The organism is Bacillus cereus group sp. MYBK227-1, assembly GCF_051916325.1.
In the GTDB taxonomy this organism is placed as follows: Bacteria; Bacillota; Bacilli; order Bacillales; family Bacillaceae_G; genus Bacillus_A; species Bacillus_A cereus.
The window spans coordinates 1-13627 of the sequence record NZ_JBQAGK010000009.1 but is presented as its reverse complement, the minus strand read 5'-3'; the positions used below and the strand labels follow the sequence as shown (position 1 = coordinate 13627).

The following is a 13627-nucleotide window of genomic DNA, read 5'->3' as shown; positions in this document are numbered from 1 at the left end:
TAAACATTTATAACGTTTTTCATACAATACCCCGAGCATCCTAAACAAAATTTTGCCACTCACATAAATAGAAAGAAATATTCAGCCACTGATAAGAAAGAAACACAATGCATTGTTGCACACATTTTTACTTTGCAACATATTGTATTGTGTTGGCTTTTTTCGTATGAATGGTTGGTTACTCTATCATATGCATATTGTAAAAATAATTGACAATAAATTCATAAAATTGCATCTTAATTTATTACATTTGGACAAGGTATGACACTTTATACACATATGAACGGATAATAAAACGCTGTCCCGCAAAATACAAGAGACAGCGTTTTGTTATCAAACTATCTGTTTAACAAGCTACCTACATAGCGTAGTAATTCGTTTGCTGAAGAAGAATTATAACCATGCTCATCAATTAAACGCGCAACAACATCATTGATTTTCTTAAGCTGATTTTCGTCCGGCGTTTTCGTTGATGTTGTAATTTTCACTATATCTTTTAAATCAGCAAATAGTTTTTTCTGAATCGCTTCACGAAGACGTTCATGTGAATTATAATCAAAGCGTTTTCCTTTACGGGCATAAGCAGAAATGCGAATTAAAATCTCTTCACGGAACGCTTTCTTAGCATTTTCTGAAATTCCAATTTGCTCTTCAATTGAGCGCATTAATTTTTCATCTGGACTCATTTCTTCTCCTGTTAACGGATCACGTAATTTCGATTTATTGCAGTACGCCTCAACGTTATCTAAGTAATTATCCATAAGCGTCTTAGCTGATTCTTCATATGAATAAACAAACGCTTTTTGTACTTCTTTCTTCGCGATTTCATCGTATTCTTTTCTCGCTAATGAGATGAAGTTCATGTAACGTTCACGGTCTTCATTACTAATGGATGGATGCTGATCTAGCCCATCTTTTAAAGATCTAAGTACATCTAACGCGTTAATAGATGGTACCTCTTTTCGAATGATTGTAGACGAAATTCGGTTAATGACATAACGAGGATCAATACCCTTCATACCTTCATCTTGATATTCGCGTTGTAATTCTTCTACATCAATCGCATTATAACCTTCTACCGTTTCTCCATCATACAAACGCATCTTTTTAATTAAATCAATATCCGGACGCTTCGGATCTTTTAAACGAGTTAAAATAGTGAACATTGCTGCAACGCGAAGTGTGTGTGGTGCAATGTGAACATTCGATACATCACTTTCACGAATCATTTTTTCATAAATATGTTCTTCTTCACTTACTCGTAAATTATAAGGAACTGGCATTACAATAATTCTTGAGTGCAATGCTTCATTTTTCTTATTTGCTATAAATGAGCGATACTCTGTTTCATTCGTATGCGCTACAATTAATTCATCTGCTGAAATAAGCGCAAATCTTCCCGCTTTGAAATTCCCTTCTTGCGTAAGCGATAATAAGTGCCATAAAAACTTCTCATCGCATTTTAACATCTCTTGGAACTCCATCATTCCTCGGTTTGCCTTATTTAATTCTCCATCAAATCGATACGCACGCGGATCTGATTCTGAACCATATTCTGCAATCGTAGAAAAGTCCAGACTACCTGTTAAATCTGCAATATCCTGTGATTTTGGATCAGACGGGCTAAATGTACCAATCCCTGTACGGCGATCTTCAGAGAAGAAAATACGCTCTACAACTACATCCTCAATTCTTGATCCGTATTCTTGCTCTAAACGCATGACATTTAGTGGTGATAAATTCCCTTCAATTCTAACCCCATACTCATCAAAGAAATCATCTCGTAAATGATGTGGAATTAAATGCAGTGGATCCTCGTGCATTGGGCATCCTTTAATTGCAAAAATTGCTCCGCGATCTGTTCTTGAATATGTTTCTAATCCTCGTTTCAACATTGTAACTAACGTTGATTTCCCTCCACTAACAGGACCCATTAATAATAAAATTCTTTTTCTAACATCTAATCGTTTTGCAGATGGATGAAAATATTCCTCTACAAGACGTTCTAGAGCATCCTCTAATCCAAAGAGCTGATTACTAAAGAAGTTATACTTTCTTCTACCATCAACTTCTTCAATTCCAGCGTCTTTTATCATATTGTAAATGCGAGAGTGTGCTGTTTGAGCCACCCATGGTCTTTCTTTCACAAGCTCCAAATACTCCGCAAACGTACCTTCCCATTGTAAACGTTCTTCTGCTGCTCGATGCTGTTCAATCTTTTTTAGAATATCCATTATAGCTCCTCCCCCATCTCCTTGTTCAATCGGATTATTATAAAAGGTATGCTAGGATGTCCTTAAACATTCTTTAAATCAAAACGAAATATATAATAGCACGCTAAAATTCCCTCCAAAATTCAAAGAAAATTCTGTATAATATAGGTATTAACATTTTTACACTGCTATTCATTATAAATAAATTCTTTTCTTCTAAGAACCTTACATACATTTTGGATAATAAATAAAACTCATAAACCGAAAACAGTAAGGAGGATATTAGTATGAAATTATTATTAATTTTAGGTGTATCACTCACATTTCTTACAGCTATTTTTACATCCGGTTACAATGACAAACCAGGTACACATAAAAAATGATGTGCTTTTAGCACATCATTTTTTTATTTATAATACATATTTTCCATATCATATTTGGATAGTGGTCGGCTATAATAATAACCTTGTACAAGCTTCACATTCTTTTCTTTCAAAAACTGTATTTGCTCCTTTTTTTCTACTCCTTCTGCAATTATATTCAATTCTAAAGTATGAGCTAAATGAATAATTGCAGCTGTAATATTCGTATCACGTTCATCTATATGTATACCTTCCATAAAAGAACGATCAATTTTTAAAGTATCAATTGGATATGTTTTTAAATAACTTAAAGATGAATAGCCTGTTCCAAAATCATCTAAATGAATCTTTAAATTTTGTTCTTTTAATTGTAGTAACACTCTCTTTGATATATCTTTATGTATAAGAGCTCCTTCTGTAACCTCTATCGCTAATAAATGAGCTGATACATTGTACTTATTTAAAGCCCGTGTAATCATCTCTATTAATGTAATAGAACGAAAGTGTCTAGCTGAAATATTAACCGCAATTGGGACCACTTCATATCCTTTATTTAACCATTCGCGCAGTTGCTGACACACTTGATTTACTACCCATTCATCGAGCTTAATAATAAATCCTGTTCTTTCTGCCAACGGAATAAATTGGTTTGGAGAAACAAATCCTAATTCCTTATTCTCCCACCTTATTAAAGCTTCCATACTAGCTATTTTTTTCGTTTCAATATTTATTTGTGGCTGATAATATAAGAAAAATTCATTTTTTTCTATAGCACGATGTAACTGGTTTTCTATTATAAACCTTTGTTCACGCTCACAGTCTAATCCACTACAATAAAAATGATAATGTCCTTTTCCTTTTTCTTTTGCTTTTTCTAAAGCAGCATCGACCCTCTGAAATAGTATTTTTTCATCTTCTCCATCTGCTGGAGCCATTACAATTCCAATTGATGCACTTAAATATACATCTTCTTCTTCGATTACAAAATATTCACTAATATTTTTCAGTATGCTTTTTGCAACTTCCTCTACATATTCTTTCTTTATATTTTCTATCAACATAACAAATTGATCATCGTGTTCTCTAAATAAGTGCATACCTTCTATTTTTAGATTGCTTAAACATTCTGTAACTTTTTGTAATACTTTATCTCCCTCTTTATGACCAAATGTATCATTAATACGATGAAACTCATCTAAATCTATAAATACAAGCGCAAAATTTACACTCTCATTTAAAAAAGTATTTAACTTATTTGTACATGAAATTCTATTCATTAATCCCGTTAACTGGTCATAGTAAGCTAAATATTCTGTTCGCATTTCGTTTAATACTTGCCTTGTAACATCCCTCGTAACAATATAAATCCCAACAATTTCACCGTTCACAATAATCGGGATAGTTCTCAAAGAAATATATAGCTCGTACCCTTCTTTATGAACATATTTCTTTGAAACAATTTGTTTTGCTTTTCCTTGCATCGATCCCTTAAATATAATTTGAAAATCTTTTTCATATTCTTTATTAATGAATTCAAAAATAAATTTATTATTTAATTCCTCATACCGGTATCCAAATATTTCATACGTTGCCGGATTTGCATATGTAACTCTCCCTATAGAATCTATAGATATAATTGAGTCATTATTATATTCCAGTAACGACTTAAATAACATTTGTTTTTCCTCTATCTTTGTCTTCTCCTCAATTTGAGCTGTAATATCTCTTGTAATGCAAATAACAAATTGACATATTCCTTCTTCGTCGCAGACAGGATTAAGTGAAGATTCATAATGTATCTCACCTTTTGGTAAATTGACTACATCACAAAAGGTGTGTGCTTTCGCTTCTCTCACTACTTTTGCATATTGCCTTTGCAATATCCCCGCTATATCTTTTGGTAATACTTCTGCAAAAGTTTTTCCATAGCACTCTTCGCTTAACCTAGCATAATCCATTCCTATTTTATTCACATACATATATTGAAACGTTTCATTATCAATAACTTTCAATATGAATACTAAATCTTGAATAGCATGTAATAATCCTTGTCTAATTAAATCCATATCTATCATACTTAAAAAGGTATTTTGATTACTATATTCTTCCTTCATATTTATCTCAACCCGTCTTATCTATTTTTAATCATATATCCCATTCTATATGATTATGTCCTCTCTTTTAAATGTATGATTATATATTATTTTTATTTTATAAAAAAAAGTCGCCATATGGCGACTTTTAATAAACGATTTCTAAATCTAATCCAGGGTAATTTTGTTGACGGAACGCTTCATAAATTAAAATTGCTGCTGTATTAGATAAATTTAATGAACGTACTTTATCTGTCATTGGAATACGTAAACAATGATCAAAGTTTTCTTCGATTACATTAGCTGGTAAGCCGTTTGTTTCTCTTCCAAATACAAAATAGTAATCCTTCTCACGCTTGCTATAGTCAAACGCTGTATGAGCTTTCTCGCCATACTTTGTTAAATAGAAGAATTCACCGTCTTTATTTTTTTCATAAAATTCTTCAATTGAATCATAATACGTAATTTTTACGTGCTGCCAATAATCTAATCCTGCACGCTTTAACATTTTATCATCCGTTGAAAATCCAAGCGGTCTAATCAAATGTAATTCTGTTCCAGTTGCTGCACAAGTACGAGCAATATTCCCTGTATTTGCTGGAATTTCTGGCTGATATAAAACAACATGTACTCCCACGCGATATTCACCTCTGTTTTTTGTCTACTACGTATTATACCACTTGAGCGAAAAATCTCTACCCATTAATAATATGAAAGAATTTATATTTCATTTGTGGTGTATATTTACTAGAGTCTTCATAGTTCCAATAACGTCGACGGCTATTCGCTGAATGTGCATTTACAAGCGGCATACCATCTGCATCTTTTGCTACTACAATCGTCGTATGATTCCATCTTCCGTCATCCTCGAAATCATAAGCAATGACATCTCCAAGAATAAGTTCTTCTGGCCTCTCTACCGCCTCTGCTCGAAGTCCTGTTGTAGCACCTGACAAATACCAATAAAAAGAATGTGCAACAGCCCAGCTCCAACTCCACTGATTCTCCCTTTGCCACCATCCTTTACGAATATTAGGATACCCGTTCATAGGTACTTCTCCAGTATGAAGACATTGAGAAATGAAATTCGTACAATTATCAGGGAAATTACGATACATAGGATTCCGGTCATCCCACCAACGCTCTGCATATTTCACTGCCTCTAAACGATTATACTGATAAGAACCGTACTTCTCTTTCGTAATATCCCTTTCTAATGTCTCACCCATTCTAATTTCTTCTGACACTTCAATAGCAGAATCGCCTATAATTCGACTATTATTTAAACAAACTCTTCGTTTTAATTGTTCCTCTTCAATATAAAATAATTCTTTATGCTTAATTAAATATTTAAAATGTATTTGATAATCAATTTCTTGATGGTCATTACTATTTAATTGTCTAATGAAAGAAACATCCGCAGTTGCTTTCACTATATGTGCACTACGCCTTTGAAACAATTGTTTCTTTCTCAGTGCCATTTGTAGTAAATCCTCAGCAATACCATCCACATTCGTTCTTTTCTCCGTTATATATGCTAAAAATTGTTGTACTTGGTTTTCAATCTTCGTTTTTACAACCATTCTGTCTCCCTCCCATATTACAATATGAAAAAGGGAAATATTATCTACTCTTTTTTCTGTGCTAACAATTCAAGCCCGCGATTCATTTCATGAAGCACTTCTTCATCTTTCTCACGTTCCATCGCTTTCTCAATCGCTTCGCCTACTCCATCTCCGCCAATTTTCCCAAGTGCCCATGCTGCCGTTCCACGTAGTACCGGTCTTGGGTCATCTTTCATAACACCAATTAAATCTGGAATTGCCGATGCTTCTTTAAAATGTGCTAATGCTAAAATCGCATTTCTTTGCAGTGGTTTTTTCCCTCTCCATGACCCTGACATAATCCCATATTTCTCTTTAAAATCACGATTACTAATTGTTAAAAGTGGCGTTAATAATGGTTTAACTAGCTCAGGATCCGGCTCCATCTCAGGATGATTATGAAAATCCATTCCTTTGTTTTTCGGACAAACAGTCTGACACGTATCACATCCATATATGCGATTTCCTATTTTATCGCGATATTCTTCAGGTAGGAATCCTTTCGTTTGTGTTAAAAACGCAATGCACTTCTTTGAATCTAACTGTCCCCCCTGTATTAAAGCACCGGTAGGGCAAATATCGATACATTTCGTACAGCCTCCGCATTGATCTTCTATCGGCTTATCTGGCGGGAATGGAACATTTGTAATCATTTCCCCTAAGTATACGTACGAACCAAATTCAGGTGTAATAATAGAGCAGTTTTTACCGCTCCATCCAATACCAGCACGCTCTGATACAGCTCGATCACTTAATTCACCTGTATCAACCATGGACTTCACTTCTATATCGGGAAGTTTTTCAATTAAATATGCCTCTAATTTTTGCAAACGATCTCGTAAAACAAGATGATAATCTTGTCCCCAAGAAGCACGACAAAAAATCCCACGGCGTTCTCCACGCTTACTTAATGGTGCATTTTTTAATTTTGAAGGATATGCTAAAGCAATCGCAATAATTGATTTAGCACCCGGTAATAACAGTTGCGGATTCGTTCTCTTCTCTATATCAGGCTCTTCAAATCCAGATTGATAATTTAATTGTTGTTGCTGGATTAAGCGCTGCTTTAATTCCTCAAAAGGAGAAGCGCTCGCAAAGCCTATTTTATCTATGCCAATTGTTTTACTATACGCAATTACATCTTGCTTTAATTGTTCAAAATCCACTCTTAATCGCCTCCTCAGATGAATCCACCCCTTATGTAACCACTCTATTGGTTAGTAATTCACGTTTGGAATACTATCATTTACTTCTATTTTCGCATGTAATTATATTTTTCAAACATTAAAAAACGCAATGCCTCGTTTATCTCGGAAACGAAACACTGCGTTGATCACAATTTATAGAAAAACTTTTAATAAAATTTGGAGCGGGTGAAGAGAATCGAACTCTCGACCAGAGCTTGGAAGGCTCTTGTTTTACCACTAAACTACACCCGCAAATATGAATTACATATAAGATATTAGAATAACTTATGTAAAATAGTATAGCATGTAAAAAAAGTAGAGGCAAGAATTTTATCGAAAAAAGTCGAAAAAGTGATGAGAGACCTCATCACTTTTTCAATTCTTTATCAATTGCCTTCTTCATACTATCAAAATCAGGATTTGCAAGATTTCCGTTTACATATACAGAAGGAGCACCTTGAACTTTTAATTTTTGAGCACGATCTGAATCTTTACTTACTTTTTCTTTAATGTCTTTACTGTGTAAATCTTTCTTAAATTGCTCTACATCAACTTTTGGAAGTTTCTCTTTCACAATGCTAAGAAGCAAATCTTCTGTAATCCATTCTTCCGTATCTTTCTTTTGATTTTGATAAATCTCATCATAGAAAATCCAGAATGAATCTTTATCTTGTTTATAAATTGCTTCACCAGCTGCTGCACCTAAATCTGAGTCTTTTCCGATAAATGGGAAGTTAATAAAGTATAACTGCACTTTGCCTTTATCAATATACTCTTCTTTTAATCGAGGTAATACTGTTACATCCCAAGTACGACAAGCAGGACATTTAAAGTCTCCAAATTCAACTACCTTAACTGGAGCATCATCTTTCCCTAAAGATTGTTGCGTAGAATAAGCAAACATCTCATTCCCTTTATCTTTTTTGTCATTTATGATGCTATACGCAATTGTTCCAATGACAATCAATACTGCGATAGAAAAAACTATACCAAGAGCCATGAGTTTATTTGATTTCATATACATTCCTCTTTAAATTCATATTCTGTATACAGCATTGTACACAATACACATAATATCAACACTTATATACGTCACGCAATGAACACGCTCACATAAATTACAAAAACACAATAATTGTGACGATATTGTGTCACAATTTGTCACAATTTATTCAAAAAAAGAAGCTCCTCTGTAGGAACTTCTCTTAACTTACTGCTTTTTTACGCGCGCTATTTAACATCGACTGCTCTATTTTTATATCATGACGAATTACCAATTTCTCACTAACTGCTTGAACATACTCATCATGGCTTATATAGCCTTCTTTCTCCATTAGTCTCAAAACGACATTACGTCTCTCTACTGCTTTATCATAATTTTGGGCAGGTGAGTAATAAGCAGGTGCTTTTACTACAGCAGCCATCATTGCACTTTCAGCCAACGTTAATTGGTTCACCTTTTTACCGAAGTAAAGGTTTGCTGCTTTTTCAATTCCCCATGCTCCTTCTCCATAATAAATATTACTTACATATAATTTTAATATTTCATCCTTCGTAAATGTGCGTTCAATTTTTTTCGTATAAAAAATCTCTTTCCACTTCCGAGAAAATGTACGTTCATTCGTTAAAAAGGCATTTTTAGATAGCTGCTGTGTAATTGTGCTTCCTCCTTGCACGACACCACCAGCCTTTATATTCTCAACAGAGGCCCTAATAATTGCTATATAATCTAAACCGTTATGATGATAAAATCTTTTATCTTCTGTCGCAATAAATGCATGTGTTAATGATTCTGGCACCTCTAACTTAGCCGGTACATGTAATTTACTAATATCACTTTTCTCAATCATTACATTTCCAATGAATAATAACGTACAACTTAACAATAATAATAATATAATGGCTTTATAAAAAAGTTTAGTCATTGGATTTAATGCAACTTTTTGATGATAGTTCACCCTAGATAATACTCGTTCTTTCATCTTGAACACCTCTTTTCCACACAGCATATAACTCTTACTTTAAGAATACATTGTTGTAAAAAAATATCCCATCGATTTCTCTTACACGTACCTTACATCATTGTAAGGTATAAAGTGAAACTTTAATCGGCCCTCATTAATCAAGCTTACTGCCCAGCAAATAGTTGGATAAAAAAGTATTGTATCACAGTCTTTTTTTATCTACTATTCATCTGAAATATTGAATATAGGTTATGTTAAAGTACGAATAACCAATAAAAGAGAAACCCTTAAGACTATTATATTTTCACTTTACACTTTAATTATATCATCTACAAATATATATACTTTTGACTATCTAGTAATCTAAATGTATATAACATATAGATTTATTATACAGAACAAACGTTCCTAAAATCAATACTAGTGCTATTATTATTTTGACCTTTTTCTTAAACAGTATACAAAAAAAGAGTAGTGATTCGAATGTATCTCAAATCGGCTACTCTTTTCTTTACAATCTTCCTATTAAATTATACGGCTGTACTTCCCACGTTTCATACGGAATAAAATGTGTTGCTCTCATTGCATCAAGCGTTCTAGATTTCATATGAGGACGCGTTATATACTCATCTATGTTCTCTTCATTTAAATCAACAAATTTAGCCTCTTGTATTTCTTCAGGTTGAATTTTTATTTCACCACTTATATATGCTACTTTAAAAACAACAGCTAGAATATGCATAGAAGTATTATAATAAACGCCTGTAATTCCGATAGGCTTCACCGTTAACCCTGTTTCCTCTTTTATTTCCCTACAGACAGCTTGATCGAGCGCTTCGCCTTCTTCTACCTGTCCTCCTGGCAACTCCCACGTATCAGCTCGCCAGTGCACTTTTGTTAATAACACTTCATTTTTTTCATTTGTTAAATAACCTGCTACAGCAACGATATGCTTTGGTGTCTTATGTTCCATATTAAGCCTCCTAGAGATAATGAATATTTTATATATCCCTATAATCATATTCCCTACCTACAACAAAATACCTTTAATACTTCATCACCTTAATTAACTTCATAAAAAAGACCCTATCCGCTAAGCGAAAAGGGTCATCTATCGTATTACTCTCCTAAGTCTACGTTGTGATAAACTTGTTGAACATCTTCTAAATCTTCTAATGCATCAACCATTTTCTCAAATTGTGCTTGAGCATCTTCAGGAAGTGTTACATCACTTTGTGCAAGCATTGTTAATTCTGCAACTGTAAACTCCTCAACGCCAGCACCTTTAAGTGCAGATTGTACTGCATGAAATTGATCTGGTTCAGCATACACGATAACAGAATCTTCTTCTTCTAGAATGTCACGTGCATCTACATCTGCTTCCATTAAAATTTCAAGAACTTCATCTGATGTTTTACCTTCAAGGCCGATAACAGCTGTCGCATCAAACATGTAAGCTACAGAACCGTTCACACCCATATTACCACTGTTTTTGCTAAATGCAGCTCGTACATCTGCTGCAGTACGGTTTACGTTATTTGTAAGTGTATCTACAATAACCATAGCTCCATTTGGTCCGAATCCTTCATAACGAAGCTCGTCATAATTTTCTTCTGAACCGCCTTTTGCTTTTTCAACTGCACGATCAATAATTGTTCTTGGAACATTGTATGTTTTCGCACGCTCTAATACAACTCTTAGTGCTTGGTTTGATTCTGGATCTGGCTCGCCTTGTTTTGCTGCCACATAAATTTCACGCCCAAATTTCGCGTATATACGGCTTGTATTTGCATCTTTTGATGCTTTTTTGTCTTTAATATTGTTCCATTTACGGCCCATACTTTCCACTCTCTTTCCCGTTTTAAATCTACATAAAAATATTAATATGAAATATAATGTGTGTTCAACACATTTTTAAAAGAAATATAAAAAGTTCATTTTTGATTCATATTACAGACATAATATAAATCACTATCATTTTGTTCTTTCGACAAGTTATATTATACATGAATTCCTACGTTTATTACGAATTTTAGAAGCACATAGTATAATTTAACAAGAAGACTCTAACATTTCTGTTACAGTCTTTTTATATTGCCAATAAAGATTTCCATATTATTCCCATAATTGTTTTCTATTGTTGTATAATAAAAATAGGAAAAAATTTGAAGAAAAGATGGAGGGTGAATTATGACACATTCCAAAGACAAAAAATCACATGCTTTTAAAGGAATAGGAGAAAAATTAAACCCAACTATCTATCAAGTGAGATTCATGAAATTAGATGAACCAATTCGATTTGAGTCGTTTCCTGAATTAAAGGAATTAGGAGACTGGTTGAGTACTTCAACGCACATGTGGTCATGCCACTCAACTATGTACAAATACAACAGAGAAGAGTTTGAAAAGAAGTTCTTAGAAATTACGAAATTAACAGCTGATCATGTACTAATATCTACTGGTGGCGTCGGATTTAACTTCATGTCACCAGGTTGGAGAAATTCTCTATAAAATAATGAAATTATATAAAGGGATAAAAATTTATCCCTTTATTGTTTTGTAGCTTTCCCCAACTGTATTGCATGTACTAAATGAATAAGTTTACCTTAATCATTTATAACCATTTCATCAACACACCATTTTGCTTATTTTATAGTGTGATGAAAATATAAAAAGACTCTACACATTTGGTGTAGAGTCTTTTATTACGCCGTTCATGATACCGATGGTCGGGGTCGAACCGACACTCCCGAAGGAACACGATTTTGAGTCGTGCGCGTCTGCCAATTCCGCCACATCGGCACAAAAGAAAAGGCGGCAACCGGATTTGAACCGGTGATAAAGGTTTTGCAGACCTCTGCCTTACCACTTGGCTATGCCGCCATATAAAATTTTATTGGAGCGGAAGACGGGATTCGAACCCGCGACCCCAACCTTGGCAAGGTTGTATTCTACCACTGAACTACTTCCGCAAAAATGGCTGGGCTAGCTGGATTCGAACCAGCGCATGACGGAGTCAAAGTCCGTTGCCTTACCGCTTGGCTATAGCCCATCGAATTCTTACTTAATTATATGTAAGTATCCATTAGATTATTTGTAATTTTTAAAATAAAAATGGGGCGACTGATGGGAATCGAACCCACGAATGCCGGAGCCACAATCCGGTGCGTTAACCACTTCGCCACAACCGCCATGTTGTGTAAATATATTTGGCAGGGGCAGTAGGAATCGAACCCACACTGGAGGTTTTGGAGACCTCAGTTCTACCTTTAAACTATGCCCCTATGTAAATGGTGGAGGGGGGCAGATTCGAACTGCCGAACCCGAAGGAGCGGATTTACAGTCCGCCGCGTTTAGCCACTTCGCTACCCCTCCGAAACTTACATGGTGCCGGCTAGAGGACTTGAACCCCCAACCTACTGATTACAAGTCAGTTGCTCTACCAATTGAGCTAAGCCGGCGTATTTTATTAAAATAAATGGTGGCTCGGGACGGAATCGAACCGCCGACACGAGGATTTTCAGTCCTCTGCTCTACCGACTGAGCTACCGAGCCTTATTAAAATGGCGGTCCCGACCGGGGTCGAACCGGCGATCTCCTGCGTGACAGGCAGGCATGTTAACCACTACACCACGGGACCATTTGGTTGCGGGGACAGGATTTGAACCTGCGACCTTCGGGTTATGAGCCCGACGAGCTACCGTGCTGCTCCACCCCGCGATAATACTATTCATATAAAATTTATATGGTGGAGGATGACGGGATCGAACCGCCGACCCCCTGCTTGTAAGGCAGGTGCTCTCCCAGCTGAGCTAATCCTCCAAAGTGGTGACCCGTACGGGATTCGAACCCGTGTTACCGCCGTGAAAGGGCGGTGTCTTAACCACTTGACCAACGGGCCAAATATTATAAATCCTATGGCGGAGAGCAAGGGATTCGAACCCTTGATACGCTTGTGACGTATACACGATTTCCAATCGTGCTCCTTCGGCCAACTCGGACAGCTCTCCAATGGCTCCGCAGGTAGGAATCGAACCTACGACCGATCGGTTAACAGCCGATAGCTCTACCGCTGAGCTACTGCGGAATAATATTGCCTGGCAACGTCCTACTCTCACAGGGACAAGGTCCCAACTACCATCGGCGCTAGAGAGCTTAACTTCCGTGTTCGGTATGGGAACGGGTGTGACCTCTCTGCCATCAT

The 13627-nt window shown here is 35.4% G+C and carries 10 protein-coding genes, 16 tRNA genes and 1 rRNA gene; 1 reads left to right on the top strand and 26 read right to left on the bottom strand.

What is annotated here, in order from left to right; translation table 11 throughout:
* Nucleotides 1-338: 338 nt before the first annotated feature.
* The 10 genes from ACTFRM_RS26460 to ACTFRM_RS26415 all read right to left on the bottom strand — a co-directional run bounded on the left by ACTFRM_RS26460 (nucleotide 339) and on the right by ACTFRM_RS26415 (nucleotide 11262).
* Entirely contained in the window at nucleotides 339-2234 is a 1896-nt protein-coding gene (locus ACTFRM_RS26460; protein WP_000353273.1) for a PrkA family serine protein kinase, read from the bottom strand.
* A 385-nt stretch (nucleotides 2235-2619) separates the two neighbouring features.
* Nucleotides 2620-4689, bottom strand: a complete 2070-nt coding sequence (locus ACTFRM_RS26455; protein ID WP_000657172.1) for a sensor domain-containing protein — start codon at nucleotides 4687-4689, stop codon at nucleotides 2620-2622.
* 127 nt (nucleotides 4690-4816) lie between these two features.
* Nucleotides 4817-5305 (bottom strand): tRNA (uridine(34)/cytosine(34)/5-carboxymethylaminomethyluridine(34)-2'-O)-methyltransferase TrmL, encoded by a 489-nt coding sequence (gene trmL / locus ACTFRM_RS26450; protein WP_000538147.1) that lies wholly within the window; start codon nucleotides 5303-5305, stop codon nucleotides 4817-4819.
* Between the two features lie 58 nt (nucleotides 5306-5363).
* Nucleotides 5364-6251: an amidase domain-containing protein gene (locus ACTFRM_RS26445; RefSeq protein ID WP_000260591.1), complete on the bottom strand. Its 888-nt coding sequence runs from the start codon at nucleotides 6249-6251 to the stop codon at nucleotides 5364-5366.
* A gap of 44 nt (nucleotides 6252-6295) precedes the next feature.
* Entirely contained in the window at nucleotides 6296-7438 is a 1143-nt protein-coding gene (queG, locus tag ACTFRM_RS26440; RefSeq protein ID WP_000345215.1) for a tRNA epoxyqueuosine(34) reductase QueG, read from the bottom strand.
* A 199-nt stretch (nucleotides 7439-7637) separates the two neighbouring features.
* A tRNA-Gly gene (locus ACTFRM_RS26435) sits at nucleotides 7638-7711 on the bottom strand.
* 115 nt (nucleotides 7712-7826) lie between these two features.
* Nucleotides 7827-8477: a DsbA family protein gene (locus ACTFRM_RS26430; RefSeq protein ID WP_000841307.1), complete on the bottom strand. Its 651-nt coding sequence runs from the start codon at nucleotides 8475-8477 to the stop codon at nucleotides 7827-7829.
* Between the two features lie 187 nt (nucleotides 8478-8664).
* On the bottom strand, nucleotides 8665-9441 hold the full coding sequence (locus ACTFRM_RS26425) for a transglycosylase domain-containing protein (RefSeq protein ID WP_000664715.1): 777 nt from the start codon (nucleotides 9439-9441) through the stop codon (nucleotides 8665-8667).
* A 493-nt stretch (nucleotides 9442-9934) separates the two neighbouring features.
* On the bottom strand, nucleotides 9935-10396 hold the full coding sequence (locus ACTFRM_RS26420) for an NUDIX hydrolase (RefSeq protein WP_000400455.1): 462 nt from the start codon (nucleotides 10394-10396) through the stop codon (nucleotides 9935-9937).
* A gap of 146 nt (nucleotides 10397-10542) precedes the next feature.
* Complete coding sequence (locus tag ACTFRM_RS26415; protein ID WP_000532952.1) at nucleotides 10543-11262, bottom strand: YebC/PmpR family DNA-binding transcriptional regulator; 720 nt, start codon at nucleotides 11260-11262, stop codon at nucleotides 10543-10545.
* 351 nt (nucleotides 11263-11613) lie between these two features.
* Between ACTFRM_RS26415 and ACTFRM_RS26410 the strand changes: the two genes are divergently transcribed.
* On the top strand, nucleotides 11614-11934 hold the full coding sequence (locus ACTFRM_RS26410) for a DUF3884 family protein (RefSeq protein ID WP_000149743.1): 321 nt from the start codon (nucleotides 11614-11616) through the stop codon (nucleotides 11932-11934).
* Between the two features lie 209 nt (nucleotides 11935-12143).
* Here ACTFRM_RS26410 and ACTFRM_RS26405 read toward each other — a convergent pair.
* The 16 genes from ACTFRM_RS26405 to rrf all read right to left on the bottom strand — a co-directional run.
* Nucleotides 12144-12225 (bottom strand) — tRNA-Leu (locus tag ACTFRM_RS26405).
* Between the two features lie 10 nt (nucleotides 12226-12235).
* Nucleotides 12236-12306, bottom strand: a tRNA-Cys gene (locus ACTFRM_RS26400).
* A 14-nt stretch (nucleotides 12307-12320) separates the two neighbouring features.
* Nucleotides 12321-12395 (bottom strand) — tRNA-Gly (locus ACTFRM_RS26395).
* 5 nt (nucleotides 12396-12400) lie between these two features.
* A tRNA-Gln gene (locus tag ACTFRM_RS26390) sits at nucleotides 12401-12475 on the bottom strand.
* A 63-nt stretch (nucleotides 12476-12538) separates the two neighbouring features.
* Nucleotides 12539-12614: transfer RNA gene (locus ACTFRM_RS26385), tRNA-His, on the bottom strand.
* 19 nt (nucleotides 12615-12633) lie between these two features.
* A tRNA-Trp gene (locus ACTFRM_RS26380) sits at nucleotides 12634-12707 on the bottom strand.
* A 7-nt stretch (nucleotides 12708-12714) separates the two neighbouring features.
* Nucleotides 12715-12798, bottom strand: a tRNA-Tyr gene (locus ACTFRM_RS26375).
* Nucleotides 12799-12808: 10 nt separating this feature from the next.
* A tRNA-Thr gene (locus ACTFRM_RS26370) sits at nucleotides 12809-12884 on the bottom strand.
* Nucleotides 12885-12902: 18 nt separating this feature from the next.
* Nucleotides 12903-12978: transfer RNA gene (locus ACTFRM_RS26365), tRNA-Phe, on the bottom strand.
* 9 nt (nucleotides 12979-12987) lie between these two features.
* A tRNA-Asp gene (locus ACTFRM_RS26360) sits at nucleotides 12988-13063 on the bottom strand.
* A gap of 3 nt (nucleotides 13064-13066) precedes the next feature.
* A tRNA-Met gene (locus ACTFRM_RS26355) sits at nucleotides 13067-13143 on the bottom strand.
* A gap of 26 nt (nucleotides 13144-13169) precedes the next feature.
* A tRNA-Val gene (locus ACTFRM_RS26350) sits at nucleotides 13170-13245 on the bottom strand.
* A 4-nt stretch (nucleotides 13246-13249) separates the two neighbouring features.
* Nucleotides 13250-13324 (bottom strand) — tRNA-Glu (locus tag ACTFRM_RS26345).
* Nucleotides 13325-13341: 17 nt separating this feature from the next.
* Nucleotides 13342-13433 (bottom strand) — tRNA-Ser (locus ACTFRM_RS26340).
* Between the two features lie 2 nt (nucleotides 13434-13435).
* A tRNA-Asn gene (locus ACTFRM_RS26335) sits at nucleotides 13436-13510 on the bottom strand.
* An 8-nt stretch (nucleotides 13511-13518) separates the two neighbouring features.
* A 5S ribosomal RNA gene (gene rrf / locus ACTFRM_RS26330) occupies nucleotides 13519-13627 on the bottom strand; the annotation flags it as partial.